This is a genomic window from Methylobacterium sp. (genome assembly GCF_019745455.1).
In the GTDB taxonomy this organism is placed as follows: domain Bacteria; phylum Pseudomonadota; class Alphaproteobacteria; order Rhizobiales; family Beijerinckiaceae; genus Methylobacterium.
The window spans coordinates 1-26,683 of the sequence record NZ_JAIETD010000046.1; the positions used below are offsets into that span (position 1 = coordinate 1).

At 68.0% G+C, this 26,683-nt stretch carries 23 protein-coding genes; 9 read left to right on the forward strand and 14 right to left on the reverse strand.

The window, feature by feature from the left end; translation table 11 throughout:
• Positions 1 to 386: 386 nt before the first annotated feature.
• Positions 387 to 1,244 carry a nucleoside triphosphate pyrophosphohydrolase gene (gene mazG / locus K2Y56_RS11485; protein WP_292507521.1) on the forward strand — a complete coding sequence of 286 codons (858 nt, stop codon included), beginning with the start codon at positions 387 to 389 and terminating at the stop codon, positions 1,242 to 1,244.
• A 27-nt stretch (positions 1,245 to 1,271) separates the two neighbouring features.
• On the opposite strand, the gene K2Y56_RS11490 is transcribed toward mazG, so the two are convergent.
• From K2Y56_RS11490 to pabB, 4 genes are read right to left on the reverse strand one after another with little or no spacing between them, the layout of a single operon-like run.
• Positions 1,272 to 1,682: a DoxX family protein gene (locus K2Y56_RS11490; RefSeq protein ID WP_292507548.1), complete on the reverse strand. Its 411-nt coding sequence runs from the start codon at positions 1,680 to 1,682 to the stop codon at positions 1,272 to 1,274.
• Between the two features lie 23 nt (positions 1,683 to 1,705).
• Entirely contained in the window at positions 1,706 to 2,560 is an 855-nt protein-coding gene (locus K2Y56_RS11495; protein ID WP_292507522.1) for an aminotransferase class IV, read from the reverse strand.
• A 2-nt stretch (positions 2,561 to 2,562) separates the two neighbouring features.
• The gene (locus K2Y56_RS11500; RefSeq protein WP_292507523.1) at positions 2,563 to 3,162 is read right to left on the reverse strand and encodes an aminodeoxychorismate/anthranilate synthase component II; all 600 of its coding nucleotides are present in this window, start codon (positions 3,160 to 3,162) and stop codon (positions 2,563 to 2,565) included.
• Positions 3,159 to 4,544: an aminodeoxychorismate synthase component I gene (gene pabB, locus K2Y56_RS11505; protein ID WP_292507524.1), complete on the reverse strand. Its 1,386-nt coding sequence runs from the start codon at positions 4,542 to 4,544 to the stop codon at positions 3,159 to 3,161. Before pabB ends, K2Y56_RS11500 begins: the two co-directional genes overlap by 4 nt.
• 288 nt (positions 4,545 to 4,832) lie before the next feature.
• Between pabB and rimO the strand changes: the two genes are divergently transcribed.
• Positions 4,833 to 6,170 carry a 30S ribosomal protein S12 methylthiotransferase RimO gene (gene rimO / locus K2Y56_RS11510; RefSeq protein WP_292507525.1) on the forward strand — a complete coding sequence of 446 codons (1,338 nt, stop codon included), beginning with the start codon at positions 4,833 to 4,835 and terminating at the stop codon, positions 6,168 to 6,170.
• Positions 6,171 to 6,174: 4 nt separating this feature from the next.
• On the opposite strand, the gene K2Y56_RS11515 is transcribed toward rimO, so the two are convergent.
• The 5 genes from K2Y56_RS11515 to K2Y56_RS11535 form a co-directional block, all read right to left on the reverse strand.
• The gene (locus tag K2Y56_RS11515; protein ID WP_292507526.1) at positions 6,175 to 6,381 is read right to left on the reverse strand and encodes a hypothetical protein; all 207 of its coding nucleotides are present in this window, start codon (positions 6,379 to 6,381) and stop codon (positions 6,175 to 6,177) included.
• A gap of 77 nt (positions 6,382 to 6,458) precedes the next feature.
• Positions 6,459 to 7,085 (reverse strand): bifunctional nicotinamidase/pyrazinamidase, encoded by a 627-nt coding sequence (pncA, locus tag K2Y56_RS11520; protein ID WP_292507527.1) that lies wholly within the window; start codon positions 7,083 to 7,085, stop codon positions 6,459 to 6,461.
• Between the two features lie 58 nt (positions 7,086 to 7,143).
• Positions 7,144 to 8,118 carry a quinone oxidoreductase gene (locus K2Y56_RS11525; RefSeq protein ID WP_292507528.1) on the reverse strand — a complete coding sequence of 325 codons (975 nt, stop codon included), beginning with the start codon at positions 8,116 to 8,118 and terminating at the stop codon, positions 7,144 to 7,146.
• A 235-nt stretch (positions 8,119 to 8,353) separates the two neighbouring features.
• The gene (locus K2Y56_RS11530) at positions 8,354 to 8,680 is read right to left on the reverse strand and encodes a translation initiation factor 2 (RefSeq protein ID WP_292507529.1); all 327 of its coding nucleotides are present in this window, start codon (positions 8,678 to 8,680) and stop codon (positions 8,354 to 8,356) included.
• 99 nt (positions 8,681 to 8,779) lie between these two features.
• Positions 8,780 to 10,171 (reverse strand): GntP family permease, encoded by a 1,392-nt coding sequence (locus K2Y56_RS11535; protein WP_292507530.1) that lies wholly within the window; start codon positions 10,169 to 10,171, stop codon positions 8,780 to 8,782.
• A gap of 302 nt (positions 10,172 to 10,473) precedes the next feature.
• Here K2Y56_RS11535 and K2Y56_RS11540 point away from each other — a divergent pair, with 302 nt between their 5' ends.
• Positions 10,474 to 11,673, forward strand: coding sequence for an FAD-dependent monooxygenase (locus K2Y56_RS11540; RefSeq protein ID WP_292507531.1), 1,200 nt, complete (start codon positions 10,474 to 10,476; stop codon positions 11,671 to 11,673).
• Here the strand turns inward: K2Y56_RS11540 and K2Y56_RS11545 are convergent.
• Positions 11,670 to 12,914 (reverse strand): patatin-like phospholipase family protein, encoded by a 1,245-nt coding sequence (locus K2Y56_RS11545; protein ID WP_292507532.1) that lies wholly within the window; start codon positions 12,912 to 12,914, stop codon positions 11,670 to 11,672. The two genes, K2Y56_RS11540 and K2Y56_RS11545, sit on opposite strands and share 4 nt — an antisense overlap.
• 200 nt (positions 12,915 to 13,114) lie before the next feature.
• Here K2Y56_RS11545 and K2Y56_RS11550 point away from each other — a divergent pair, with 200 nt between their 5' ends.
• The 3 genes from K2Y56_RS11550 (at position 13,115) to K2Y56_RS11560 (ending at position 16,086) form a co-directional block, all read left to right on the forward strand.
• Positions 13,115 to 14,167, forward strand: a complete 1,053-nt coding sequence (locus K2Y56_RS11550) for a CoA ester lyase (RefSeq protein WP_292507533.1) — start codon at positions 13,115 to 13,117, stop codon at positions 14,165 to 14,167.
• An 87-nt stretch (positions 14,168 to 14,254) separates the two neighbouring features.
• Positions 14,255 to 14,608, forward strand: a complete 354-nt coding sequence (gene hspQ, locus K2Y56_RS11555; protein WP_292507534.1) for a heat shock protein HspQ — start codon at positions 14,255 to 14,257, stop codon at positions 14,606 to 14,608.
• Positions 14,609 to 14,994: 386 nt separating this feature from the next.
• Entirely contained in the window at positions 14,995 to 16,086 is a 1,092-nt protein-coding gene (locus K2Y56_RS11560; protein WP_292507535.1) for a calcium-binding protein, read from the forward strand.
• A 158-nt stretch (positions 16,087 to 16,244) separates the two neighbouring features.
• Here K2Y56_RS11560 and K2Y56_RS11565 read toward each other — a convergent pair whose 3' ends face one another.
• Positions 16,245 to 17,039 carry an invasion associated locus B family protein gene (locus K2Y56_RS11565; RefSeq protein WP_292507549.1) on the reverse strand — a complete coding sequence of 265 codons (795 nt, stop codon included), beginning with the start codon at positions 17,037 to 17,039 and terminating at the stop codon, positions 16,245 to 16,247.
• Between the two features lie 347 nt (positions 17,040 to 17,386).
• Between K2Y56_RS11565 and K2Y56_RS11570 the strand changes: the two genes are divergently transcribed.
• Positions 17,387 to 18,766, forward strand: a complete 1,380-nt coding sequence (locus K2Y56_RS11570; protein ID WP_292507536.1) for an AMP-binding protein — start codon at positions 17,387 to 17,389, stop codon at positions 18,764 to 18,766.
• A gap of 315 nt (positions 18,767 to 19,081) precedes the next feature.
• Positions 19,082 to 19,426 (forward strand): hypothetical protein, encoded by a 345-nt coding sequence (locus tag K2Y56_RS11575; protein WP_292507550.1) that lies wholly within the window; start codon positions 19,082 to 19,084, stop codon positions 19,424 to 19,426.
• A 229-nt stretch (positions 19,427 to 19,655) separates the two neighbouring features.
• Here the strand turns inward: K2Y56_RS11575 and mfd are convergent, their stop codons facing one another.
• The 3 genes from mfd to K2Y56_RS11590 all read right to left on the reverse strand — a co-directional run bounded on the left by mfd (position 19,656) and on the right by K2Y56_RS11590 (position 24,307).
• Positions 19,656 to 23,267 (reverse strand): transcription-repair coupling factor, encoded by a 3,612-nt coding sequence (mfd, locus tag K2Y56_RS11580; RefSeq protein WP_292507537.1) that lies wholly within the window; start codon positions 23,265 to 23,267, stop codon positions 19,656 to 19,658.
• 418 nt (positions 23,268 to 23,685) lie between these two features.
• Positions 23,686 to 23,934: an amino acid transporter protein gene (locus tag K2Y56_RS11585; protein WP_292507538.1), complete on the reverse strand. Its 249-nt coding sequence runs from the start codon at positions 23,932 to 23,934 to the stop codon at positions 23,686 to 23,688.
• A gap of 79 nt (positions 23,935 to 24,013) precedes the next feature.
• Entirely contained in the window at positions 24,014 to 24,307 is a 294-nt protein-coding gene (locus tag K2Y56_RS11590; protein ID WP_292507539.1) for a succinate dehydrogenase assembly factor 2, read from the reverse strand.
• Between the two features lie 195 nt (positions 24,308 to 24,502).
• On the opposite strand from K2Y56_RS11590, the gene recG reads away from it, so the two are divergent.
• Positions 24,503 to 26,638, forward strand: a complete 2,136-nt coding sequence (gene recG / locus K2Y56_RS11595; RefSeq protein WP_292507540.1) for an ATP-dependent DNA helicase RecG — start codon at positions 24,503 to 24,505, stop codon at positions 26,636 to 26,638.
• Positions 26,639 to 26,683: the final 45 nt, after the last annotated feature.

Sequence of the window (26,683 nt, forward strand, 5' to 3'; positions counted from 1 at the left end):
CCCAGACTTCACCGGCTGACCGGTTTTCCACGCCGAATGCGATACGATCCTGCGCAGAATTCTATGCGTGACTCCAGTCAAATCACGCAGAATCGCATACGACACCACGCAGAATCGGATGCGGCGTCACGCAGACTTCGATACGAAAACAGGGTTCAGGTCATTCAAGCCAATGGCTTTTCTGCCTCGCCATATAACTTGCTGAGATGACTCTCTAGAGAATCTTCACAGATATCTTTCCTACTGCGGACAGCCGGGGTTCGTTTTAACGGACGCCCCTTGAATCGATCGATGGATCGAAGTTCTCAGGGTGATATCCACCGCTTGTCCAGATAGACCGATGATCCCGTCTTTCGGCTTTCCAAGCAGCTCTTTTGGGACAAATCATGAACCGTTCCGCTCCTATCGGCCGCATCGACAAGCTTCTCGAACTCATGGCGGCACTGCGTGATCCCGCCCGCGGCTGCGCCTGGGACATCGCGCAGACCGCGACCAGCATCGTGCCGTACACGATAGAGGAAGCCTATGAGGTAGCTGGCGCCGTCGTTGCAGGAAATCCGGACGAGCTGCGTGACGAGCTTGGGGATCTTCTGCTTCAGGTTGTTTTCCAGGCCCAGATCGCCAAGGAATCCGGGCAGTTCGAATTCGCCGACGTGGTCGAGGCGATCACCGCCAAGCTCGTCCGCAGACATCCTCATGTCTTCGACGCTCAGGGATCGCTGCTCGATCCGTCCGATCGTATCGCGGATCCGGAGATCATAGCGGCCGCCTGGGAGCGGATCAAAGCCCAGGAGCGAGCTGAACGGCGCTCTCACGAGGATGGCCGGGATGGTCCGTTCAGCGACGTCGCCAAGAGCCTCCCCGCTCTCCTGAGGGCCGAGAAGCTATCGAGACGGGCGGCGGCCTTCGGCTTCGACTGGACCGATCCTGCCGACGTCGTCGCCAAAGTCCGGGAGGAGATCGACGAAGTCGAGCAGGCGATGGGACAGCCCGATCCCGTGCATTCTCCGGCAAAGGAGGCTCAAGCCGAGGAGATCGGCGACCTTCTGTTCTCCGTGGCCAATCTTGCCAGGCATCTCGGGATCGATCCTGAGGACGCCTTGAGGAAGGGAAATGCCAAGTTCGAGCGTCGTTTCACTGCCATGGCCCGATTCCTCGGCGATCGTGGCGCCTCCCTCGAGGACAGCGATCTCGACGCAATGGAAGCCGCCTGGCAGCAGGTGAAGGCGAGCGAGAAGAGATAGCCGCCCCCTAACCTGCGGAATATTCCTTTATTCCAGATTATTATTCTTATGGTTTTGCTGGGACAGGCCGATACCGAATGGCCAGCGAATCCATCCTGTCGCGTAGAGACACCACCACACGATGACGGGCTGAAGCGCGAGGCGAGGCCCGTGGTACCACCAGGTGTCGGGCAATCCTGGAACCACAATGCCCTGGAACGCGTGTTTCAGGTTCGCCGGGAAGACGGCAACGGCGTAGAGCGCCAGGACAAGTCCCGACAGGCCCGCGATACGGCCGAACAGCAACCCGAGGCTCGCAGCGATTTCCAACCATCCCGTTGCGACGACGACACGCCTCGGTTCCGGCACCCAGTCGGGCATGATCCGCAAGAGGGCGTCCGGGGACAGGACATGGAGAATGCCGATTCCTCCGAAAACCGCGATCATGGACCATCGCATCGGCGTGTTGCCGTCCTTCACCCTCATGCGACCTCGGTGACGCAAACGCGGCAGGATTCCGCGACCGCCTCGCGAAGGGCAGCGACGAGTCGAACGAGAACCGCGTCGTCGTTAAAAGGAATATTCCGATTATTTAATCGCGGTACCGACGCGAGCAGCCGCAGCGAATTCGTCATGAACACGCCTCGCGCGTCCTCCAGCGTCTCCTTGGTGAGTGCGGTCTCGCTGATCCGCAATCCGAGGGCAGGAGCGAGACGGGAGACGATGAGGTTTCTGACGATGCCGGGCAGTGCTCCCTCGTCGATGGCCGGCGTCGACAGACCGTCCTCCTCCACCAGGAAGAGATTTCCCGTCGCCGCGCAGGCGACGCGGTCTCTCGTGTTGAGGAACAGGGCTTCGTCGAAGCCCTGCGCCCTCGCCTCTCGTGTGGCGAGAACGGCGTCGAGATAGCCGAGCGTCTTCACCCGTGCTGCCGGTGACGTCTCGTTCCGGCGGATCGGCGTCACCATCATGGTGACGGGCGAGAAGGCCATTCCCTCCCCGAGCGGCGCCGCGCTGGCCCAATGGAAAGGGACCGGGTGTTCGGGAGGCTTGAGCCCGCGCGGACCGGAGCCGCGGGTCACCGTCGTGCGGATCGCCGCTCGCGGCATCGCACCGGCGAGGGCCCGCATCGCCGAGACGACGCGATCGCGGTCGATCTCGAAACCGAGGCTCTCGGCACCCGCCGCCAGCCGGGCAACATGCTCCTCCTCGAACGCCACTCGTCCTCGCAGCGCCATCGCCGTGTCGAACAGGCCATCCCCGAGGAGGAGGCCGCGGTCGCCGAGGTCGAACGGCGCGGATGTACGCTCCTGAAGGCGGCCGTCGAGCCAGAGCATGGTCAGGATGTTCCGCGTCCCTCGCGCCAGGCCCTGGCCCGGTCGAGGAAGTTGGAGAACAGGTCGTGGCCGTGCTCGGTCAGCACCGATTCCGGATGGAACTGGATGCCCCAGGTCGGGTGGTGGCGATGGGTGAGGGCCATCACCTCGCCCTCCCCCGAGAGGGCATCGACCCGCAGGTCCTCGGCCATGCCGGGTTGCCGGGCGACGATGAGCGAATGGTAGCGGCCGACATTCATCGGGCTCGGCAGCCCGGCGAAGAGCCCTTCCCCGTCGTGATGGATCGGCGTCGCCTGCCCGTGAAGGGGTCGTGCGGCGCGCTCCACCATGCCGCCGAAGGCGGCCCCGATCGCCTGGTGACCGAGACAGACGCCGAGGATCGGCATCGTGCCGGACAGCTCGTCGATGGCGGCAAGCGAGATGCCGGCTTCCTTCGGTGTGCAGGGACCGGGCGAGATGACGAGCGCGTCGGGTGAAAGTTCGCGGATACCGGACACGTCGAGGGCATCGTTGCGCACGACCCGAACCGTCTGGCCCAGCTCCTCGAAATAGCGCACCACGTTGAAGACGAAGGAATCGTAGTTGTCGATGACGAGGATCATGCGCCGCCCTCGTCTCCGAAGGCCTGGAACACCCGGGCGGCCTTGGTGAGGGTCTCCTCGTATTCGGCGGCCGGATCGGACAGGAGGGTGACGCCGCCGCCCGATTGCAGCACCGCGATCCTGTCATCCATGAACACGGTCCGGATGGCGATGGAGGTATCGAGGGAGCCGTCGAAGCCGATGGCGCCGATGGCGCCGCAATAGAGCTCGCGGGCATCGCCCTCGATCTCGGTGATGATGTCCATGGCGCGCAGCTTCGGGGCGCCGGTGATCGAGCCGCCCGGAAAGGTCGCACCGAGAAGGTCGATGGCGTCCATGCCGCCTTTCAGGGTTCCGGTCACCACCGAGACGAGATGGTGGACCGAGGCATAGGATTCAAGTCCGCACAGGGTCGGCACCCGGACGCTGTGCGGCTCGCAGATCCGCGAGAGATCGTTGCGCAGGAGGTCGACGATCATGATGTTCTCGGCCCGCTCCTTCGGGTCGGCCTGCAGGGCCTCGCCGAGGCGCCGGTCCTCCTCCGGGTCGGCGACGCGCCGGACCGTGCCCTTGATCGGGCGGGTCTCGACTGCGCGGCCCTCGAGCTTGAGGAAGCGTTCGGGGCTGCTCGAGGCGATGCTGAGGCCCTCGAAGGCGAGATAGGCGCCGAAGGTCGCCGGGTTGGTGGCGCGCAGGCGCCGGTACAGGCCGAACGCGTCGAAAACGGGCGGCAATGCCGCCTCGAAGCGCTGGGCGAGGTTGGCCTGGTAGATGTCGCCGGCGCGGATGTAATCCCGCACCCGTTCCACCGCCGCCTCGTAGGCGGAGCGCGAGAAGTTCGAGCGCCAGTCGAGGGGCGACCCGTGTGGCAGCGGTGGCGGCGTTTCGGCCTTCTCCAGGAGCGATGCAAAAAGGTCGAGGCGCGACGAAGCCCTGGCTTGGCGCGCCTGCGCCCCCGTCTCCGGAAAGCCCGTGGCGACGAGCTCGCAGCGTCCGCTGCCGTGATCGATCACCAGGAGCGTGTCGTAGAAATTGAGCGCGATGTCGTCGCACAGGCCCGCCCGCCGGGCGGGGGCCGCGACGGATTCGAGAGAGCGCCCGAGATCGTAGGCGAGATACCCGATGGCGCCGCCGGGAAGACCCGGCACGGCGTCGGGGGCGACCCGGTAGGGGGCGAGGCAGGCGCGCAGGGCCTCGAGGGGGCCGCCCTCCAGCATTCGTCCGTCGAGGCTCGCCCTGCCCTCGCGAAAGCGGAACCGGCCGAACGGGTCGGCGCCGAGGATCGAGCGGCGCCCGAGGATGCCGTGCGGCATCGCGCTGTCGAGGAAGGCGAGCCCCGGCAGCTGCGACAGCGCCAAAGCCGCCGCCACGGGGTCGATGAACGGGATCTCGCGGGTCCACATGATACGGGGCCGGAACGTCGCCTCGGAAATCGGCCATCGGCCGGGATCAGCACGCTTATGCACCCTTTGTGCTGCCCGCGCCGCTCAGAAATCGGATGAGGGCGACGACAGGGTGGCGCAGCCTGGATCGTGGATCTAGGCAAATCCCCATCCGTCAGGGACATAGCCGCGTCTCTTCGCGCGCGGCTCGCACAAGTGCCTCTTTCGGAGTATAGAGCCCGCATCCATATCCCGCATCCGCGCGATTCCCCGGCCCGCCCCTGGCTCGGCCGCGCCCGACGAGTCGTCATGATCGCATCCGTTCTGCCGCCGAAAGGTGTTGCCCCGAAGATCTCCTTCGTCTCGCTCGGCTGCCCGAAGGCGCTGGTCGATTCCGAGCGGATCCTCACCCATCTGCGGGCGGAGGGCTACGAGCTCGCGCGGCGCCATGACGGCGCCGACGTCGTCATCGTCAATACCTGCGGCTTCCTCGATTCCGCCAAGGCCGAGTCGCTCTCGGCGATCGGCGAGGCGATGGCCGAGAACGGCCGTGTCATCGTCACCGGCTGCATGGGCGCTCAGCCCGACGAGATCCGCGAGAAGTACCCGAACCTCCTCGCCGTCACCGGGCCGCAGGCATACGAGTCGGTGGTGGCGGCCGTGCACGAGGCGGTGCCGCCGGCCCATGATCCGTTCCTCGATCTGGTCCCGCCGCAGGGCGTGAAGCTCACCCCGCGGCATTATGCTTATCTCAAGATCTCAGAGGGTTGCAACAATCGCTGCACCTTCTGCATCATCCCTTCCCTGCGCGGCGATCTCGTCAGCCGCCCTGCCGGAGACGTCCTTCGCGAGGCGGAGAAGCTGGTCAAGGCCGGCGTCAAGGAACTGCTGGTCGTCTCGCAGGACACATCGGCCTACGGCGTCGATATCCGCTACGCGACGAGCGCCTGGCGTGAGCGGGAGGTACGGGCGAAGTTCGCCGACCTCGCCTCGGAACTCGGCGAGCTCGGGGCCTGGGTCCGGCTGCACTACGTCTACCCCTACCCGCATGTCGACGAGGTCATCCCCCTCATGGCCGAGGGCAAAGTGCTGCCCTACCTCGACATGCCGCTCCAGCACGCGTCCCCCTCGGTGCTGAAGCGCATGCGTCGCCCGGGCAATCAGGAGCGCCAGCTCGAGCGTATCCGCCGCTGGCGCGAGGTCTGCCCGGACCTCGCCATCCGCTCGACCTTCATCGTCGGCTTTCCCGGCGAGACCGAGGCCGAGTTCGAGGAGCTCCTCGCCTGGATCAAGGAGGCCAAGCTCGAACGGGTCGGTTGCTTCGAGTACGAGCCGGTCCGCGGCGCCCTCGCCAACAATCTCGGCGATCTGATCCCGCCGACGCTGAAGGCCGAGCGCAAGCGCCGCTTCATGGAAGCGCAGCAGCTGGTCTCGGCCCGCCTGCAGAAGGCCCGGATCGGCAAGCGCCTCCCCGTGATCATCGACGAGGCCGGTCCCGGCCTCGCCAAGGGGCGCTCGAAATACGACGCGCCGGAGATCGACGGCAGCGTCCACGTCACCTCGCGCCGTCCGCTCAGAATCGGCGACATCGTCACCGTGAAGATCGAGCGGGCGGACGCCTACGATCTCTACGGCAGCGCGGTCTGAGCGTTCAGCGGTTCTTCCGCCCCCGGTGGTTCGGGTCGATGCCGCCTTCCGGCGTCGTCTCGTTCTCGACATCGCCCTCGTAGGTCGAGTCGCCTTCGAGGTCGGCCGGGTCGCCGCCGGACATCGTCATGCCCTTCGAGCTGCCGATGCCGGGATTGCCCTTGAGGTCGGCATCGCTCGGGACGTCGGTCTTCATGTGCTTGGTCGACATGCGGGCTCCTGCGTTGAGGCTCTCCCCCGTCAACCTCGCCCGGTCCGGCCACGTTACAAGCCGGCCGGCAAAAGACCTCAGCCCGTGAGCTCTCCCGCCGAGACCCTGCCGATGCCGGCGGCTTCCATCCGGGCCCAGGCCGCGGAGATCGAATCGCGTGCGATGCCCCGGGTGGCATCGGCGATGACTGCGACCTCGAACCCGGCCTCCCGCGCATCGAGGGCGGACCAGGCGACGCAGTAATCGAGGGCGAGACCGCAGACCAAGACGCGTGAGATGCCGCGCTCGCGCAAGGCGCCGGCGAGCCCTGTCCGCGTCACCCGGTCCGCCTCCATGAAGGCCGAGTAGCTGTCGACCTCTGGATGGTGGCCTTTGCGGACCACCAGCTCGGCCCTGTCGGTAAGGAGATCGGGGTGGAACGCCGCGCCGGCCGAGCCCTGCACGCAATGGTCCGGCCACAGCACCTGGGCGCCATAGGCGAGCTCCACCGTCTCGAACGGAGCCCGGCCGCCATGGGTCGAGGCGAAGGAGATATGGCCGGCCGGGTGCCAGTCCTGGGTCAGGACGACGTGCGGTGCCTGTCCGATCAGCCGGTTGATCGGCGCGATCACGGCATCCCCGTCAGGCACCGCGAGGGCGCCGCCGGGGAGGAAATCGACCTGCACGTCGATGACGAGGAGGAGGTCGCCCAGACGAAACGACATGATGCCGTGCTCCCTGGATGACGGGATCGGAGGATCACCCGATCCCGTCATCGTCTGATCACGGGATCATGACCGTGGCGCCGGTGGTCTTGCGGGCGGCGAGGTCGCGATGGACCTGTTGCGCCTCGCTCAACGGCGCCTGCGAATGGACCGGGATCTTCACCGCGCCGTTGCCCACCACCGAGAACAGGTTCGCGGCCATGGAATCGAGCACGTCGCGGTGGCTCGAATAGGCGAAGAGCGAGGGCCGCGTGGCGAAGAGGCAGCCCTTGGTGTTCAGGAGCGAGATGTCGAAGGGCGGGATCGGCCCCGAGGCCGAGCCGAAGCTCGCGAACAGGCCGAGGGGGCTGATGCAGTCGAGGGAGGCCGGGAAGGTGTCCTTGCCGACGCCGTCATAGACCACCGGCACGCCCTTGCCCTTGGTGATCTCCTTCACCTTCGCGGCGAAATCCTCGTCGCGGTAGAGGATGACGTGGTCGCAGCCATTCGCCTTGGCGAGCTCCGCCTTCTCGGGCGAACCGACCGTGCCGATGACGGTGGCGCCGAGGTGCTTGGCCCATTGGCAGGCGATGAGGCCGACGCCGCCGGCAGCGGCGTGGAACAGGATCGTGTCGCCGGCCTTCACCTTGTAGGTCCGGTGCAGCAGGTACTCGGCGGTGAGGCCCTTGAGCATCATCGCGGCGGCGGTGACGTCGTCGACCCGCTCGGAGAGATGCACCGCGGCGCTCGCCTCGATCACCACCTCCTCCGCATAGGTCGAGGCCGCCGAGCCGTAGGCGACGCGCTCACCGACCCGGAAGCCGGTGACCCCCTCGCCGATCGAAACGATCGTGCCAGCCCCCTCCTTGCCGGGGGTGAAGGGAAGAGCGGCCGCCTTGTAGGCGCCGGAGCGGAAGTAGATGTCGATGAAGTTGACGCCGATGGCCGTCTGCTTGACCCGGATCTGGCCCGGCCCCGGCTCGGGCAGGCTCACATCCTCCAGGAGCATCACCTCGGGGCCGCCATATTCATGAACCCGGATCGCCTTCGGCATGGTCGCTCGCTCCTCGATGATGATGTGCCGCAGATATAGAACTTGGGCGGCGGGACAAGGCCGCGCGTCCCCTCCCACTTGCGGGGAGGGGTTCGGGGTAGCTGGGTGACCCTCGATCGAGGCCAGCGGACCCACCCAGACCTCCAACTCTTCCCCGATCTCACGCCGGTCTGCCAGACTTGGGCACCAGAGGGCGGAACTCGGGCAAGCCCGAGATCCCTGGGGAGGATAGGCGCTAAGTCCCCGCCCTCCTCCGGCGGTTCGCCGGCTGCGCACTCGGCAGGGCGTCCGGGACCAGCGTCACGCTGACGGGGTTGGGCGTGTGGTTGAAGGCCGCTCCCGTCGCGGCATCGACGCCGATGCCGATCACGCCGCCGTGGAGCACGTTGCCGGCCATGCCGGCGGCTCCCGAGCCGACGACCTCGGTCTTCACCGGTACGCCCGCCGTGCGGTAGCCGAGCTTGGCGAACGTCGCGACGAACTCGTCCGAGCGGCCGATTTCGATGGTGCAGGGCGTCGCGGGGCAGGCATAGGCCATGCTCGCCACATCTCTCGCGTGCATGGGGGTTGTGGGTCGTGGCGCCGGTGCATCAGGGTGGCGAAGGGCTCTTCGGGTCTCAAAGACCTTATTTGATGCTCTCGGTGGTTTCCTGATCCCGGTTCACACGATCCCCGTCACGTAAAACACCCCGATCACCACGAACACCGCCACGGTCTTCAGCACCGTGATGGCAAAGATGTCGGCATAGGCCTGGCGGTGGGTCAGGCCGGTGACGGCCAGGAGGGTGATGACCGCGCCGTTATGGGGCAGCGTGTCCATGCCGCCGCTCGCCATGGCGGCGACGCGGTGGAGCACCGCCATGGGGATCTGGGCGGCCTCGGCCGCCGCGATGAAGGTCGAGGACATCGCCGCGAGCGCGATGCTCAAGCCCCCCGAGGCCGAGCCGGTGATGCCGGCCAGCGCCGTCACCGTGATGGCCTCGTTGATCAGCGGGTTGGGGATGGCGGCGAGCGCCTCGCGGATGGCGAGGAAGCCCGGCAGGGCCGCGATGACGGCCCCGAAGCCGTATTCGGACGCGGTGTTGAGGGCGGCGAGCAGCGAGCCCGCCACCGCCGCCTTGCTGCCTTCCGCGAAGCCCGAGGCCACCGGCTTCCAGGCGAAGGCGAAGACCGTGAGGATGCCCAGGAGCAGCGCGAGCTCCACCGCCCAGATCGCCGTGACCTGCGTGGTCGTCGTCACGATCGGCTTGTCGAGGCCCGCCAGCATGGTCTCGACCCTGTCGCCGTAGAGGCGCGGGATCAGGGCCGTGAAGGCGAGGTTGGCGAGCCCGACCACCACCAGCGGCAGGAGGGCGATGGCCGGATGCGCCAGGGTCTCGGCCGCCACCGGGGCGGGCTCGTTGGCATGGCCCTCGCCGTAGCCCTCGCCCCTCTTCTTCGCGCTGGCGATGCGCCAGTCGAGATAGGTCACGCCCAGCGTCAGGATGAAGGCGGCGCCGATCAGCCCGAGCCAGGGGGCGGCCCAGGTATTGGTCCCGAAGAAGGTGGTGGGGATGATGTTCTGGATCTGCGGCGTGCCGGGCAGCGCGTCCATCGTGTAGGAGAAGGCGCCGAGCGCGATGGTGCCGGGGATGAGGCGCTTGGGGATCTGGCTCAGCCGGAAGGCCTCGGCGGCGAAGGGATAGACCGCAAAGACGACGACGAAGAGCGAGACGCCGCCATAGGTGAGTAGGTTGCAGACCAGCACGATCGACAGCACGGCGCGGCGCGGGCCGACGAGATCGATGACGGCCGTGACGATCGACCGCGAGAATCCTGAGAGCTCGATGACCTTGCCGAATACGGCGCCGAGCAGGAACACCGGCAGGTAGAGCTTCACGAATCCGACGAGCTTTTCCATGAACAGCCCCGAGAAGACGGGCAGCACGGCGGACGGGTCGGTGAGCAGCACGGCGGCGAGCGCGGCGATCGGGGCGAACAGGATGACGGAAAAGCCGCGATAGGCCACCAGCATCAGGAAACCGAGCGCGAGGAGCGCGATGGCGAAGCTCACGGATCGTCGCTCCTGTCCGGGGATCGTCCAGGCGTAACGAAGCGTCACTGTCAGAGTTGCGTGGGTTCGGGCTCAGATGCCGCGGAATCGTGGGGTTGAAGCGGTTGGATTGGTGACCCTTTATCAAGATCGCGCAAACCCTCCCCCCTCTGCCGGGAAGGGTGGCCCTCGCGTCAGCGAGGGTCGGGAGAGGGGAGCACCGCCTTTTCCGGAGAGGTCGCGATCCCCTCTCCCGCCTGCTCCGCAGGCACCCTCCCCCGCAGAGGGGGAGGGTTTCGCGTTCGAACCGGAGGACCCGCCCCATGACATCCCCTCCCCGCCATGAAGCTGCCGTCGTCGGTGCCGGCGCGGCCGGGCTCTGCGCGGCCCTGGCGCTTGCCCGCGACGGGGTCCAGACCGCCCTGATCGGACGCCACGGCGCGGCTCCCGACGGACGCACCGTGGCGCTCCTCGACGGGTCGGTGCGGTTCCTCAAAGCGCTCGGCGCGTGGGAAGCGGTCGCGCCTCATGCGGCCCCGCTCGCCGAGCTTCACATCGTCGACGATACCGGCAGCCTGTTCCGCCCTCCCCCGGCCCGGTTCGTGGCCACCGAGATCGGCCTCGAGGCTTTCGGCTGGAACGTCGAGAGCGCGCGCCTCGTCGCCTCCCTGCGCGAGCTTGCGCGCAGCGCCCCCGGCCTCACCCTCGTCGAGGCCGACGCCGAAGGACTCGAGCAGGGCACGGACGCGGCCATCGTGCGCCTCGCCGACGGCAACGCCGTCGAGGCACGGCTCGTCGTCGGGGCCGATGGCGGCCGTTCCGTCATGCGGGCGGCGGCCAGGATCGCCGCGCGGGAATGGTCCTATCCGCAATCGGCCATCACCACGCTGCTGGCCCATGACCGGCCGCACCGCGACGTCTCCACCGAGTTCCACACCCGGCAGGGGCCCTTCACCCTGGTGCCGCTGCCCGGCGGCCACCGCTCCAGCCTCGTCTGGGTCACGGGCGAGATGGCGGCCCGACGGCTCTCGGAGCTCGACGACGCGACCCTCGCCAGGGCGATCGAGGACCAGGCACAGGCCATGCTCGGCGCCATGCGGATCGACGGGCCGCGCGGCCTCGTGCCGATGCGGGGCCTGTCCGTGTCGAGCCCGGTGGCGGACCGCCTCGCGCTGATCGGCGAGGCCGCCCATCTGTTCCCGCCGATCGGGGCGCAGGGGCTGAATCTCGGCCTTCGCGATGCCGCGGCGCTTCGCGATGCCGTGCTGGCCGCCCAGAAGGAGGGACGCGATCCCGGCTCACGGGTGGCGCTGGCCCCGTTCGCCCGATCCCGCTCCCTCGACGCGCGTATGCGCACCACGGCGGTCGACGCCCTCAACCGCAGCCTCCTCAGCGGGCTCGTGCCGGTGGATGCCCTGCGCGGCCTCGGCCTCCTCGCCATGACGACGATCACGCCCCTGCGCCGCCTCGTCATGCGCGAAGGCGTGCTGCCGCGGATCGGGGCGCCGGCGCTGATGCGCTAGCGGCCCGCGACCTCTTGCGTCGCATCTGCTCGGTCCAGGCGCTTGGGGGCCTTCAGCGAACTCGTCACGAGATCCTGCGCAGACTCGTCCGAGAAGGCGGCGCCGGCCTTGCCCAGGGCGGCGCCGTGGGCGAACAGGGCCTGCATGTACTTGCCCTCGAACGGTACCGTGCTGGTCTGGGTGAAGCGCCCGTCGATCTGCGCCACCTTGAGGTCGAGGCCGGTGCGGTCGGCAAATCCCCGCGCCAGGGCCAGGGCCGCACGGGTCTGCGCCTTGATCGCCGCCGACATCGAGCGGCCGAGGACGCTCAAGGTGCTGCGCGAGGCCATCTGGAATTCGGGCGTCAGCCGGTTGTTGACGACGAGGTAGACCTTTCGCGCCGGCAGAGGCTCGGCGTCCTGTCCGGTCAGGGCCGGCTCGGGCGCGAGGAAGAACGGCGCCATGGTGCCACCGTCGTCATGCATCTCCTGGATCGTCTTGCCGTCGGGCCCTTGCGCCTCGATCAGCACCGGCGGGAACACGCCCGGCACGGCCGAGGAGGCGAGGATCACGGCGCGGAACAGGGCGAGTGCCTTCGGCCGAGCCTTGGGATCGTTCGCGGCCGTGGCGATGGCGCCCATGTCCCAGAGGACCGGGCGCTCGGAATCCACCGCGGTGGTGGCGACGAGGAGGCGGCGGCCCTTGGCGTGCTCGGTCGTCACCGCCGCGAGCAGCTCGGGCGTCACCGAGCGGTCGATCCGGCGCTTGAGCGGCCAGGTATCGGTCAGCGACATCGGCGTCGCGCCGAACTCGAACACGTCCGCGGCCGTAACTTCGGTATAGGCCTTGGCGAGGGCTTCGTCCTCGCGCGACCCGACGAAGGCGAAGGGCGCGATCATCGCCCCCGTGCTGACGCCGGTGATCACGCCGAAGGCCGGCCGGTCGCCGGCCTCGCTCCAGCCCTTGAGGAGTCCGGCCGCGAAGGCGCCGTTCTCGCCGCCGCCCGAGAGGACGAGCCAGGGTTCGGAGGCCTGCGACGCGCCGGCGATCAGGCCCTGGAAGGCAGCCGGGTCGTCGGCAGCGATGCGGACGCCGGCAAGGCCCTCGGGTTTCGCAGCGGCGGCGGTACCGGCCGTGAAGGCGGCGCGCTCGGCCGGCTTCTGCCGCTCGGCGGCGGGCGCCGCAAGCGCCAGGGAGGGAGAGACTGCAAAGCCCAGGAAGGCGGCGCAGGCGATCCTTCGCGCAACGATCGATCCGGCCATGCCGTCTCGTCCTTATCCAATGAGCCCGCCTCGTCCGAAAAACGCCATGCTGTCCAGCATGTTCCAGTCGCTATCCGGACTACGCCACATGGGTGTGCGGTGCCTCACATGAGGACCCATCCCTTTACCGAGGGGGCGGCCTTGCACTAACCGCAGAGGGAGCGCCTCCAGCGCGACCTCCGACGGAGCAGAAGATCCCGATGAAACTGCCGCGCCGCTTCTTCCAGCCGCTCGCCACCGGCGCCCCGGCTCCCTTTCGCGACCTCCCGGTCAAGCTAGAGCGGATGATCCACTTCGTGCCGCCGCATAACGACAAGGTCCGCGCCCGGGTGCCCGAGCTCGCCGCCACCGTCGACGTGGTGCTCGGTAACCTCGAGGACGCGGTGCCGGTCGACCAGAAGGAGGCCGCGCGCAAGGGCTTCGTGGCGATGGCGCAGGCCACCGATTTCGCCGCCTCCGGCACCGGCCTGTGGACCCGCATCAATGCCCTGAACTCTCCCTGGATTCTCGACGACCTGTTCGAGATCGTCGCTCATGTCGGCGACAAGCTCGACGTGGTGATGGTGCCCAAGGTCGAGGGGCCGTGGGACATCCACTATATCGACCAGTTGCTGGCGCAGCTCGAGGCCCGGCACGGGGTGACCAAGCCGATCCTCGTCCACGCCATCCTGGAGACCGCCGAAGGCGTCGCCAACGTCGATGCCATCGCGAGCGCTTCGCCGCGCATGCACGGCATGAGCCTCGGCCCGGCCGATCTCGCGGCCTCGCGCGGCATGAAGACCACCCGCGTCGGCGGCGGCCATCCCGATTACCGCGTCATCGCCGACCTAGCGGCGGATGGCGGCGCCAGGGCGAGCGCCCAGCAGGACCTCTGGCACTACACGATCGCCAAGATGGTCGACGCCTGCATGGCGAACGGCCTGAAGGCTTTCTACGGGCCCTTCGGCGACTTCTCCGACGGCGAGGCCTGCGAGGCCCAGTTCCGCAATGCCTTCCTGATGGGCTGCGCCGGCGCCTGGACGCTGCACCCGAACCAGGTCGCCATCGCCAAGCGGGTCTTCGCACCCGATCCCGCCGAGGTCGCCTTCGCGGTCCGCATCGTCGAGGCGATGCCCGACGGCACCGGCGCGGTGATGCTCGACGGCAAGATGCAGGACGACGCGACCTGGAAGCAGGCAAAGGTCATCGTCGACTTGGCCAAGCTCGTGGCCGAGAAGGACCCCGATCTCGCCAAGACCTACAACCTGAGCTGATGCGGTTTGCCGCGCCGGGCCGATCCCTGCGGACACCATGACAGGACGGGCCCGGCGCCTTATCTGACCTCCATGACCGACACGACGATGACCGATCTCAAGCCCTCGAACGGAACCATCCGCACCGCCAAGTTCGGCCTTGGCGCGGTGGTGCGCCACCGCATCTATCCGTTCCGCGGCGTCGTCTTCGACGTCGATCCGATCTTCGACAACACCGAAGAATGGTGGCTGGCGATCCCCGAGGAGGTGCGGCCGCGCAAGGACCAGCCGTTCTACCATCTCCTCGCGGAGAACGCCGAGAGCGAGTACGTCGCCTACGTGTCGGAGCAGAACCTCGTGCCCGACACCTCAGGCGAGGCCCTTCGCCATGCGGGCATCGCCGAGGTGTTCGAGCGGGACGCGAATGGCGCCTATCGGATGCGCGAGCGCCACGCGAACTGATCCTTCGTCGATCTGACGTCCTGAAAAGGGACTGCCTTCGGCGGGATGCGGCCGGCTGCTCCCGGAACGAGCGTCCTCCCTCCCGATCCAAGCAGCGGCGATGAACCGCTCACACCGAGCTCGACGAGCCAAGCGCGACGATATTCGCGCGGGCGACGAGGTCGGCTAGCCAAGCATACTTAATGCCCAAGGCAAATGCTCAAGCTTCTGTTCGATGCCCGACACGTTGAGGATGGGAGAAATCATTTAATCGTGAGGCAATTTATAAAATAACTTATGTGTATTCAAAATATAAATATTAATGACGCATGTTAGAGACACGGAATTGTTTCGAAAGCCTCTTGAGCCGTGCTGAATCTCAGCTGACCAGCAGTCGGAGATCGAACATGGCCACCATCACGGGTTCGAACGGAAACGACGCCCTCACGGGTACCGCCAGTGACGACATCATCCTGGGTCTTCTAGGGAACGATACCATCAACGATCCGGGCGGCTTCAACCGCATCGACGGGCAGGATGGCAACGACACCATCACCGGCGGCGCCGATCTCGACTACATCGCTGGTGGTCCAGGCGATGACACGATCTTCGGTCGGGGTGGCAACGACCAGATCATCGGCGAGGCCGGGAACGATACCATCAACACACAGGACGGGGACGACTACGCTGCCGGCAACCCGGGCGACGACATCCTCTTCGGCGGCAACGGCAACGATTTCCTCGTTGGCGAGGCCGGCCGTGATCAGGTGAATGGCGAAGCTGGCAATGACTTCGTCGCTGGCGGTGACGACGACGACCTGCTCGACGGCGGAGCCGGTGACGACCTGGTCGACGGCGACCTCGGCAACGACACCCTGTTCGGCGCTGCCGGCAACGACGTGCTCTTCGGCGATGCCGGCGATGACCGCATGACGGGCGGCGCCGGCAACGACACGCTCGATGGTGCACTCGGTCGTGATACCGCCGTCTTCGACTTCGGTCTCCTGCAATCCGGAGTCACGTCGCTTGGATCGCTCGTCACCGTCTCGGACTCGACGGGAAGGGATGTCGTCAAGAATACCGAAGTCTTCGAGTTCGCCGGCCGCTCCATCGTGCAGGGCGATGGTAACCCGACCGTCGACGATCTGTTCTACTTCGTCAACAATCCCGACGTCTTCAATGAAGGCACTTTCGATGCGGAGGCGCATTACAGTCAGTTCGGCTGGCGCGAGGGTCGCAATCCCAACGCGTTCTTCGACACCAAGGGCTATCTCGCGACCTACACGGATGTCGCGAGGGCCGGCATCAACCCCCTGGAGCACTACCTCAACTTCGGCTGGAAGGAGGGTCGCGACCCGTCCGCCGGCTTCGACACCAGGGGCTACCTCGCCGCCAATCCGGATGTCGCCGCTGCGGGTTTCAATCCGCTGCAGCACTTCCTTGAATTTGGTGCGGCGGAAGGCCGTCAGCCGGTCGGCGACGGTGCCTTCTTCATCTGACGACCGGCGGTCGGGCTGAAACTGGGCGTTCCCGCTCGACGCCTCCACCGATACGCCTCATCGCCGGCTGTTTCGGGTTTTGGGGTCCGTGCAAAAACGTAAAAGGGGCCGGGCGAAACGCCCGACCCCTTTCTCATGTTCGCCGATAGCGCTCCGGATCAGGGCTTCGGTGCGGTCGCGGGGGCCGGAGCTGCGCCGCCGGCTGCATTCTGCTGCTCGAGCTTCTTGCGCATGTCGTCGCTGCGCTTCTCGAGTTCGGCCTGGAGCTTCTTCTGCTGCTCCTCGAGCACCTTCGGGTCGATCGCCGCGCCGTCGAAGGCCTTGCCGAAGCCGGCGAGCGGCACCGCGAAGGTGACCTCGCGCTGGGTCTGGTTCTGGACGCTGACGTTGAGCAGCGTGCCCTTCTTCATGGCGTTGACGAGGTCGTTGCTCACGCCGCCGGCCTCCGCGAAGCAGCCATTGGGGAAGCACACCGCGAACTTGCCCGGGGTGGCCTGCTGGCCGTCGATGGTGAAGCGGATGCCGGGCTGCAGCAGCAGGCCGAGCGGCATCAGGAAGCGCACGACGCGCACTTCCTGCTTCTGGGCCGTGTTCTTCATGTCGTAGACCGCCACCGCGAGGACCGGCTGGCCCTGGTCTGAGACGAAGTCGCGGGTGGTGTAGCAGACGTCGGTGCCGCTGCCCTGGTCCTTGCCGCAAACCTTGGTCCATTCGGTCTGCGACGGCTCGGACTTGACCGAGATGGTCTGCGGGCCGGTCTGGGCAGCGGGGGTCTGGGCCGCCGGAGTGTTCGGGGCCGGCGCCGTCGGCGCAGGAGCCGTGGGAGCGGCCGGCTTCGGCTTCGGAGTCGGCGCCTGTGCGAGGGCCGGGCCGGCGAGGGAGCCGGCCATGCTGGCGATGGCGAGTGCGGTAGCGAGGCGCAGCGGGCGCGCGGGACGGTTGGCGAAGAACATCAGCTCTGACCCCTTGGATAACGAAGCGGCGCGCAGGACGAGACGCGTTTCGGTGGTGGCGCGCGTGACGGCTGCCATGGGCGACCGGCGCGAGCCCGATCGACCCTGCGCCGGACGAGGGCGCATCGATGGCCATCGGCGGCTCATGGGAGACCGCCGTGGGAAACCGCCATGAGAAACCGCGTTGACGAACGGGCGGCCTGCTTTCCCCCCGAATGCGGCGAAGACATGACACCGGCGCCGTTCCTGGCTCAGCGGCGCGGCGCCCGCAAGGGGCTATGCCGCTGTTAAGCCGGACTTAACCCTAAAGCTTCATCACCGGAGGGAGTTCTTCCAGCGAGGCACAGGTGTCGGCACAGCCCGTGACCACGACGACTGCCCGCGACCCCCTTCCGGCTCCGACCAATGCCCGGCGGGTTCCGTCCCCTGGAGACGCGCAGGTTGCCATCAGGCCCCGCTCTCCGGCTCCCGAGGCTGCCGAAGCGCGCGCGCCGGACGCGTCCGTCACCCTATCGTCCGGTGGCCGGCTCGGCCTGTCCGCCCTCCTGGCCGAGACCGCCTACGCCCACCCGCATCGCATCGCCCTGATCGATCCCGCCGGCAAGCAGGCGTGGAGCGGGCGCCGGCCGATCACCTGGACCTACGCCTCCGCCACCGAGATCGTGGCGCGCCTCGCCAACGGCCTTCGCGGCTGGCGCCTGCCCCGCGGTGCCCGCCTCGGGCTCTCCCTCGCGGGCGGCGCAGAGAGCGCCATCGCCTATCTCGCCATCGAGGCGGCGGGCTACACCCCCTGCCTCCTGTCTCCGTCGTGGAGCGAGGACGAGATCCTTGCGGCCGTCCAATCCGCGGGAATCGCCGGCGTGCTGTGCCAGGCCAAAGCCGGCACGGCCACGCCGGCGCAGACCCTGTGCCGGGTCGCCGCCCGCTACTTCGGCCTGCGCTATCTCGCGGCCTTCGGCCCCGACGTGCCCGACGGCGTCATCAGCCTCGACGGGATGGCTCTCGACGGCACCGGCGGCGCCTTCGCCGCCGAGATCTCCGGCGGTCTCGTCAGCTTCGCGGGAGGTGATCCCTCCTGCCCGGTCCACCGCTCGGGCGACGCCATCCTGGCCGCGATCGCCTTCCACCGCACCTGCCTGGGCATCGCCCAGGGCGACAGGATCCTGACTCTCCTCCCCTTCGGCGATCTTCGCGCCCTGGTGACGGGGCTCGGGACGGCGCTGACCTGCGGCGCCAGCCTGGAGACAATGCCGCTCTTCTTCGCGGGTCCATTCGCCGAAGCCCTGGCCCGGCCGGTTCCGACACATCTCGTGGCGCCGGCGGGTCTAGAGGCGAACCTGGCGGCGAGCCGTCTGCCCGACGGGCTGCGCTCGCTGACCCTCGCCCACCGCGCGCCCTGCACCTTCCCGATCCGGCGTCTGCGACCCGGAGCCGCCAACCGCATACTCGACGTCGTCGCCTTCGACGAGGTCGCGCTGCTGTCGGGCGAGCGGGGCGTGGACGATGTCGCCCGAACGCTCGCCGACCCTGACCGGGCCGCACTGCCCGAATCGCTGATCGCCATCCGCTCCGACGAGGATGGACGCCTCGCCTTCAGCGGCCATGCGTGTCGCGTGACCTCCTTGCGGCGCGGCGAAGCCCCTGCGGATGCGGGCGGTTCCTGGCGGGAAACACCGTTCCGCGCCACTGTCCAGGCCGGCCGCGCCAAGGCGATCAACGCCGGTTGAGAATGGTCACCCACACATTCGCATGATCGATCGGGTGCCGGCTCAGGAGCGGCAGCCCCGTCGTGCGTGGCTGCATGAACCTTCGGGCGGATGACGTCATGGGAGCCCGATATTGTTATTGGCGAGGTACTTGCCGCCATTACCTGATGCAGTTTGTCAAGAAGGGTTGCATGTCCGAGGAACCATTCATCCTCGGGTCATCCTTCCTGTCGCATCACATTTTTCGGAACGTGGCCGGCGAACCGAACCGTGACCATGTGTGTTGTCACACGTGTCCCTTCCCAAGGGACGGTCTTTGGATTACCCCTGATGCTCATGGGTGCGTTGCAGCAAGTGCTGGTCGTCGACGATGGTCACCGTGCCGTCGATCATTCCCTCGCCGGCGAACTCGCCGAGCTGGGTTACGCCAGCGTGACCGCGTCCCTGGAAGCGGCCGAGGACGTGCTTGGCGTCATCGCCCGTCCCGCCGCCGTCCTGCTTCAGGCGTCCTCTCGCCGCGATCCGGCCTATGCCGCCCTCGCGGGCCGCCTGCGGGCTCAGATGCGCGACGCCGGCATTCCCGTGATCATCGTGGACGAGACCTTCGCGGCCCAGGCGGGCGGCGCCGTGGATCTGCAGAGCCGCATCGGTCCCTACGTCCTCAACGAACCCGATCTCTAGGGGCTCCCACCGCGATTTTCGCACGGGCCTGAAGAACGTTACGGCTCGGTCTCCTGCAGCGGCTCGGGCGAGTGCCTCAACGCTTTCAGGAGCGTGCCCGAGGACGACAAATCCTCGGTCCGCAACAGGATCAACGTTCGCGAGATCAGCACTTTCACCCGACGGCCCTGACCTCGTCCACCGGTCCTGCCGGCTCGGGCCAGGCGGGACCGAAACCGAGCCGCCGGGCTTACCCGGCCTTCCTGGCCGCTCCCGGTTTCGTCTGCTTCGCGATGGTGGCGAGCTCGCGCAGGATCTTCGTCGTCATGGTGAGTCGCGCCGGGATCGTGCCGAGCTCGCGGACGAACACGATGCTCATGTCCGGCCGCACCTTGGCGAAGGAGGCTTGCCCCGCGACGTAGGACACGAGCCCTTGAGGGTTGGCGAAGGCCTTGTCGCGGAAATGCACGACGATGCCCTTCGGCCCGGCCTCGACCTTCTCGATATTGGTGTCTCGGCACAGGATCTTGATCGTCACGATCTTGAGGAGCTGCTCCACCTCCGGCGGCAGCGGCCCGAACCGGTCGATGAGCTCGGCTCCGAAACTCTCCATCTCGCCGTCGTTCTCGATCTGCGACAGCCGGCGATAGAGGCCGAGGCGGACGGTGAGGTCCTCGACGTAATCTTCCGGGATGGTGACCGGCGCACCGAGCGCGATGGTGGGCGACCACGCCTCCTCCACCGGCTCCTCGATCCCGGCTTTCAGCGCCGTGACCGCATCCTCCAGCATCTGCTGGTAGAGTTCGTAGCCGACCTCCTTGATATGGCCCGACTGCGCGTCGCCGAGGAGGTTGCCGGCCCCGCGGATGTCGAGGTCGTGGCTTGCCAGCTGGAAGCCGGCGCCCAGGGTGTCGAGGGTCTGGAGGACGTTGAGCCGCTTCTCTGCCTGCACGGTGAGTGTCTTGTTCGCCGGCGTCGTGAACAGCGCGTAGGCCCGGGCCTTGGCGCGCCCGACGCGGCCGCGCAACTGATAGAGTTGGGCGAGGCCGAACATGTCGGCCCGGTGGACGATGAGCGTGTTGGCGGTCGGGATATCGAGGCCGGATTCGACGATGGTGGTCGAGAGCAGCACGTCGAACTGGCCCTCGTAGAAGGCCGTCATCACGTCCTCGAGCTGCCCCGCCGCCATCTGGCCGTGGGCCACCGCGACCTTGGTCTCGGGCATCTCCTGGTCGAGGAATTTCTTGACCTCCGCCAAGTCCTCGATCCGGGGGACGACGTAGAAGGATTGCCCGCCACGGAAGCGCTCGCGCAGCAGGGCCTCGCGGATCAGGAGCGGATCGAACGGCATCACGAAGGTGCGCACCGCGAGGCGATCGACGGGCGGCGTCGCGATGATCGAGAGCTCGCGCACGCCCGTCATGGCGAGCTGGAGGGTACGGGGGATCGGGGTCGCCGACAGGGTCAGGACGTGGACGTTGGCCTGAAGCGCCTTGAGGCGCTCCTTGTGGCTGACGCCGAAATGCTGCTCCTCGTCGACGATGAGAAGGCCGAGATCCTTGAAGGTGATGGCCTTGGCGAGCAGTGCATGGGTGCCGACGACGATGTCGACGGTGCCGTCCGCCAGACCTTCACGGACGCGTTTCATGTCCGCCGCCGAGACGAAGCGCGAGGCCTGCGCCACCTGCACGGGCAGGCCTTTGAAGCGCTCGGCGAAGTTGCGATAATGCTGGCGGGCCAGAAGCGTGGTGGGCACCACGACCGCGACCTGATGTCCCGAGATCGCCGCCGCGAAGGCGGCGCGCAGGGCCACCTCGGTCTTGCCGAAGCCGACATCGCCGCAGACGAGGCGGTCCATCGGCCGGCCCTCGTTGAGGTCGGAGAGCACCGCGTCGATGGCGCGGGCCTGGTCCTCGGTCTCCTCGAACGGGAAGCGCGCGGCGAACTCGCCGTAGAGGCCTTCCGGAGCGGTGAGGCGCGGCGCCTGCTTCACGAAGCGCTCGGCCGCGACCTTGATAAGCGCACCCGCCATTTCGAGGATGCGCTTCTTCATCCTGGCCTTGCGGGCCTGCCAGGCACCGCCGCCGAGCCGGTCGAGGGCGACCTCCGCATCCTCGGAGCCGTAGCGGGTCAGGAGCTCGATATTCTCCACCGGCAGCAGCAGGAGGCCGCCGGCATATTGCAGCTCCAGGCAATCGTGGGGGGCGCCCGCGGCCGTGATGGTCTTCAGCCCGACGAAGCGGCCGATGCCGTGGTCGGCATGGACCACGAGGTCGCCGGGCTGGAGCGCCTGGACCTCGAGGATGATGTCCTGCGGGCGCTTTGCCTTGCGCTTCTGGCGCACCAGCCGATCGCCGAGGATGTCGCCCTCCGAGATCACCGCGAGGTTCTCGATGGTGAAGCCGGCCTCGAGCCCCCACACCGCGACCGCGACGTCGCTGCCGCGCTTGAGCGCGTTGACGGCACTGAGCGTGTTGATGGCCAGCGGCTTCTTCAGGCCGTGGTCGGCGAGCACGCCGCAGAGCCGGTCGCGCGAGCCATCGGACCAGGATGCCAGGATCACATGATGACCTGATCCCTGGAGGTCCCTCACATGGGCCACCGCCGCGTCGAAGACGCTGGCGGATTCGTCCGCCCGTTCGGGTGCGAAGCTGCGGCCGGGCTTTGCCCCGCAATCGATGACGAGGGCGCCGCCGCCTTCCGGGACAGCGAAGGGCGCGAGCCGCGCCACGCTCGCGGCCGCGATGCGCGTTCCCCATTCGGCCGGGCTCAGGTAGAGGGCGTCGGCCTTGAGCGGCTTGTAGGGCGCGACGCCGGATTGGGGCGTCTTCATCGCCTCGGCGCGGGCCTCGTAATAGTCCTTGATCAGCGACAGGCGCTCGGCCGCCGCCTCCTCCACCTGCGGGTCGAACACCATCGGCACGCCGGAAAGGTAGTCGAACAGGGTGTCGAGCCGGTCGTAGAATAGCGGCATCCAGTGCTCGATGCCGGCATAGCGCCGGCCCTCGCTCACCGTCTCGTAGAGGCGGTCGTCCCGGGTGGCGGCGCCGAAATTGGCGACATAGCCCTGGCGGAAGCGCCGGATCGTCTCGGTGGTGAGCTGGACCTCGCTCATCGGCACGAGGTCGAGGGAGCGCATCTGCCCGATGGTGCGCTGGGTCTCGGGATCGAAGGTACGGATCGATTCGAGGGTGTCGCCGAAGAAGTCGAGTCGGACCGGGTCGGGCAGGCCCGGCGGCGACAGGTCGAGGATGCCGCCGCGCAGGGCGTATTCGCCGGTCTCGCGCACCGTGCCGGTACGCAGGAAGCCGTTGGCCTCGACCCAGGCGATGACCTGTTCCATCGGCAGCACGTTGCCGATCGCCGCCGAGAAGGTCTCGACCGCGATCTTCTCCCGGGGCGGCACGCGCTGCACCAGGGCGTTGACCGTGGTGCAGAGGAGGCGCGGGCGCTCCTCCGAGGAGCGCGAGCGGGTCAGCCGGGAGAGCGCCGTCATCCGCTCGGCGGCGATGGCGGAATTGGGCGAGACCCGGTCGTAGGGCTGGCAATCCCAGGCCGGCACGCTCATCGTCTCGATCTCGGGCGCGATGAATTTCAGCGCGCCCTGGAAGGCGGCCGAACGCCCGGAATCGCGGGCGACATGCACCAGCACCGCCGGTCCCTCGGCCTGGGCGCCGAGGGCGCGGACGAGGTCGGCGACGACGACAGCGTCGAACCCGTCGGGCACGTTGGCGAGGGTCGGGCTCGTCCCTCCCTTCAGCGCCTCGATCGCGCGGGCGAGGGCACTGGATTTCGGCAGGGCGAAGCGCGCCGCCTGGGGCTTGGGAGCCGGGGCCGGCGGTTTGGGCTGAGGTTTTGCCATCGGGTCGGGATTGTCGCTCGTCGCTTGTTGAAAGTCGTCCTGTCGCTCCAACCAACGACCTCATCCTGAGGTGCCAAAGCGAAGCGAAGGCCTCGAAGGAGGGTTCCAGAACTCGCCGAGAGAACTGGACGACTCCTTCGAGGCCGCTTGCGCGGCACCTCAGGATGAGGTCGTGAACGGGATCAATCCCGTCTCGGGGTCAATCGCGAATAAGGACTCTCCGGCCGCACCGTCAGCCGTGGATCGGCGCGTCGTGCTTATGGAATGCCTGGAGCCGCCGGTACAGCGGCGTATCGTCGTTCTGGGGCGTCAGGGGGAGAGCCGGGTCAATGCGCCCTGCGCGTGAGCCATAGTGTTCCCAGCGCCAGGAGGAGGCCTCCGGCGGGGACGGCGAGAAGAAGAAGGACCGGAGTGGTCATCATGGCCGCATATCCTTGAGAGGCGTCCGCGCCATCCAATGTATGGCGCCACTCATAATCCAGCAAATGACCATGACGGAGAGGACCGGAACGAGGCTTGACCCCAACGGTGCAGGCGAAAGTGCCGTGGTGATGAAGGGGGCGAACCCACCGACCGCGAACACGGCAACCGCGATCCCGTTGAGATAGGTCGCGGTCAATTTGGCCCGCTCATTGGCAATGAGCTTGATCCGCTCGTCGTCGATCATCGCCGAACCAAGCATGTGATGACCCACGCCATGGTTGGCTTTGGGACGGTCCGATTCCGAGCGGCCACGCTATCAGCGTCTAGTGGATCGGGGCATCGTGCTTATGGAACGCCTGGAGCCGCCGGTACAGCGGCGTGTCGTAGTTCTCAGGCGTCTCGTCCTCGCCGGTGAGCCAGCGGAACAGGTCGCGGTCGGGTACCTCGATCAGGGCTTCGAACTGCGTCAGCTCCTCCTCGCTGAAGGAGCCGATCTCGGCATCGGCGAAGCGCCCCATGATCAGGTCCATCTCGCGGATGCCCCGATGCCAGGCCCGGAACAGGGTGCGGCGGCGGCGCGGGTCGAGGTCGGCGCTGGTGCGGGTCGTGCCGGACATCTTTGTCGTCCTGTGATGCTGTGAGGCAAGGACCCTGTGATCCAACGATCACGGGGTCCTGAGATACCCGGATCCCGGTTGCGTCCCCGCGTCCTGCCGTCACGCTACGGGCACGGTAACGAAGTCGGTTTATATAGGAGCGATGGGCCGGGTCGCCATGGCGGCGCCGGCCATGGCCCCTGTCCTCCGGCGCGTATGTCCGAACCGCCCCGCCCTCCCCTGCGCCCCAGCCTCCTCGACCCGCTCTTCGCCCCGGCCCGCGGTTTGCCCGGCGTCGGGCCGAAGATGGCGCCGATGATCGAGCGGCTGCTCGGGACGCCCGAGCGTCCCGCGCGGATCGTCGACCTTCTGTTCCACCTGCCCCAGGGCGGCGTGGCGCGAAGGCTGCTCGGCTCGATCAGCGAGGCGCCGCCCGGCGAGCCGGTGACGCTCGGCGTCACCGTGACCGGCTACCGCCCGCCTCAGGCCGGAGCGGGCAAGCGCCCCTACCGCGTCCTCGTCGAGGATCCGACCGGCGACATCACCCTCGTGTTCTTCGGCATGCCGGCGCCCCGCGTCGAGAAGATGCTGCCGCTGGGTAGCCATCGCTACATCACCGGGCGCATCGACCTCTGGGACGGGCACCGCCAGATGGTGCATCCCTCGCGCATCGTCGACGAAGCCGGGCTCGCCGCCCTGCCGGCGGTCGAGCCGGTCTACGGTGCCACCGAGGGTCTGACCTCGCGGGCGATCTCGAAGCTGGCCCATGCGGCCCTCGACCGGCTGCCGACCCTGCCCGAATGGCAGGACCCGGCCTGGCTCGCCAAGAACGCCCTGCCCACCTTCGCAGATGCGCTGAGGGCCGAGCACCGCCCCGAGGACGCGCCTCTCCCGGCGCCCGACGGTACCACCGTGGCGACCCCGGCTCGGCGCCGCCTCGCCTATGACGAACTCCTCGCCTCGCAACTGGCGCTGGCGCTCATCCGCGCCCGCAGCAGGCGTGGTCCCGGCCGCGCCAATGCCGGTGACGGGCAGTTGTCGGGCCGGATCGAGGCCGCCCTGCCCTTCGCCCTCACCGGGGCGCAGAGCCGTGCCGTCGCCGAGATCCGCGCCGATCTCGCCTCCGACCGGCGCATGCTGCGCCTGCTCCAGGGCGATGTCGGCTCCGGCAAGACCGCAGTCGCGCTCCTCGCCATGGCCTCGGCGGTGGAGGCCGGGCGCCAGGCTGCCCTGATGGCGCCCACCGAGATCCTGGCCCGTCAGCATCTCGACCGGCTCACCGCCATGGCCGGACCCTTGCGCATCCGTCTTCTCACCGGCCGCGACCGCGCGCCCGAGCGCCGCGCGACCCTCGCCGACCTCGCCGAGGGCCAGGTCGACATCCTCGTCGGCACCCATGCCCTGTTCCAGGAGAGCGTCGCCTTCCGGGATCTCGGCCTCGCGGTGGTGGACGAGCAGCATCGCTTCGGCGTCCATCAGCGTTTGGCGCTCTCCGCCAAGGGCGAGGCGGTGGATATCCTGGTCATGACTGCGACGCCGATCCCCCGCACCCTGGCGCTCACGTGCTTCGGCGACATGGACGTCTCGGTGCTCGACGAGAAGCCGGCCGGGCGCCAGCCGATCGTCACCCGCCTCGTCTCCACCGACCGCCTCGACGAGGTGGTGGCGGCCCTCGGCCGCGCGATCGCCTCGGGCGAGCGGATCTACTGGATCTGCCCGCTGGTGGCCGAATCCGAATATGTCGACCTCGCCGCGGCCGAGGACCGGTTTGCCGACCTCGCCCAGGCCTTCGGCGACCGCGTCGGACTGATCCACGGCAAGATGCCGGGCCCCGAGAAGGACGCCGCGATGGAGCGCTTCGCCGCCGGCGACACCCGCGTCCTCGTGGCGACCACGGTGGTCGAGGTCGGGGTGGACGTGCCCGAGGCCACCATCATGGTGATCGAGCATGCCGAGCGCTTCGGCCTCGCCCAGCTCCATCAGCTCCGCGGCCGGGTCGGGCGCGGCGCCAAGCCCTCGACCTGCCTCCTCGTCTATCGCGGGCCGCTGGGCCAGGTCGCCCGCGCCCGCCTCGAGACCCTGCGCGAGACCGAGGACGGCTTCCGCATCGCGGAGGAGGACTTACGCCTGCGCGGCGAGGGCGAAGTGCTCGGCACCCGCCAATCGGGCCTGGCCGCCTTTCGCCTCGCCCGCCTCGAATCCGACGGCGATCTCCTCGAAGTCGCCCGAGACGACGCCCGCCTGATCGTCGAGCGCGATCCCGGCCTCAAGAGCGAGCGCGGGAAGGCCCTGCGGGTGCTGCTCTACCTGTTCGAGCGGGATGCGGCGATCCGGCTGCTCAGCGCGGGGTGACATCGAGATCGTCAGCCGGCGCATGAACTTCATGGCAAGGTTCCC

What these genes read in the sequence shown, in the direction of transcription:
- K2Y56_RS11530 (WP_292507529.1), bottom strand. Translation starts at nt 8,680, where the DNA reads ATGCACGCGAGAGATGTGGCGAGCATGGCCTATGCCTGCCCCGCGACG.
- recG (WP_292507540.1), top strand. Translation starts at nt 24,503, where the DNA reads ATGTCCGAACCGCCCCGCCCTCCCCTGCGCCCCAGCCTCCTCGACCCG.
- K2Y56_RS11500 (WP_292507523.1), bottom strand. Translation starts at nt 3,162, where the DNA reads ATGATCCTCGTCATCGACAACTACGATTCCTTCGTCTTCAACGTGGTG.
- K2Y56_RS11490 (WP_292507548.1), bottom strand. Translation starts at nt 1,682, where the DNA reads ATGCGATGGTCCATGATCGCGGTTTTCGGAGGAATCGGCATTCTCCAT.
- K2Y56_RS11525 (WP_292507528.1), bottom strand. Translation starts at nt 8,118, where the DNA reads ATGCCGAAGGCGATCCGGGTTCATGAATATGGCGGCCCCGAGGTGATG.
- pncA (WP_292507527.1), bottom strand. Translation starts at nt 7,085, where the DNA reads ATGTCGTTTCGTCTGGGCGACCTCCTCCTCGTCATCGACGTGCAGGTC.
- K2Y56_RS11550 (WP_292507533.1), top strand. Translation starts at nt 13,115, where the DNA reads ATGAAACTGCCGCGCCGCTTCTTCCAGCCGCTCGCCACCGGCGCCCCG.
- K2Y56_RS11575 (WP_292507550.1), top strand. Translation starts at nt 19,082, where the DNA reads ATGGGTGCGTTGCAGCAAGTGCTGGTCGTCGACGATGGTCACCGTGCC.
- K2Y56_RS11515 (WP_292507526.1), bottom strand. Translation starts at nt 6,381, where the DNA reads ATGTCGACCAAGCACATGAAGACCGACGTCCCGAGCGATGCCGACCTC.
- mazG (WP_292507521.1), top strand. Translation starts at nt 387, where the DNA reads ATGAACCGTTCCGCTCCTATCGGCCGCATCGACAAGCTTCTCGAACTC.
- K2Y56_RS11590 (WP_292507539.1), bottom strand. Translation starts at nt 24,307, where the DNA reads ATGTCCGGCACGACCCGCACCAGCGCCGACCTCGACCCGCGCCGCCGC.
- K2Y56_RS11585 (WP_292507538.1), bottom strand. Translation starts at nt 23,934, where the DNA reads ATGATCGACGACGAGCGGATCAAGCTCATTGCCAATGAGCGGGCCAAA.
- pabB (WP_292507524.1), bottom strand. Translation starts at nt 4,544, where the DNA reads ATGTGGACCCGCGAGATCCCGTTCATCGACCCCGTGGCGGCGGCTTTG.
- K2Y56_RS11560 (WP_292507535.1), top strand. Translation starts at nt 14,995, where the DNA reads ATGGCCACCATCACGGGTTCGAACGGAAACGACGCCCTCACGGGTACC.
- K2Y56_RS11540 (WP_292507531.1), top strand. Translation starts at nt 10,474, where the DNA reads ATGACATCCCCTCCCCGCCATGAAGCTGCCGTCGTCGGTGCCGGCGCG.
- rimO (WP_292507525.1), top strand. Translation starts at nt 4,833, where the DNA reads ATGATCGCATCCGTTCTGCCGCCGAAAGGTGTTGCCCCGAAGATCTCC.
- K2Y56_RS11545 (WP_292507532.1), bottom strand. Translation starts at nt 12,914, where the DNA reads ATGGCCGGATCGATCGTTGCGCGAAGGATCGCCTGCGCCGCCTTCCTG.
- hspQ (WP_292507534.1), top strand. Translation starts at nt 14,255, where the DNA reads ATGACCGATCTCAAGCCCTCGAACGGAACCATCCGCACCGCCAAGTTC.
- K2Y56_RS11565 (WP_292507549.1), bottom strand. Translation starts at nt 17,039, where the DNA reads ATGTTCTTCGCCAACCGTCCCGCGCGCCCGCTGCGCCTCGCTACCGCA.
- mfd (WP_292507537.1), bottom strand. Translation starts at nt 23,267, where the DNA reads ATGGCAAAACCTCAGCCCAAACCGCCGGCCCCGGCTCCCAAGCCCCAG.
- K2Y56_RS11495 (WP_292507522.1), bottom strand. Translation starts at nt 2,560, where the DNA reads ATGCTCTGGCTCGACGGCCGCCTTCAGGAGCGTACATCCGCGCCGTTC.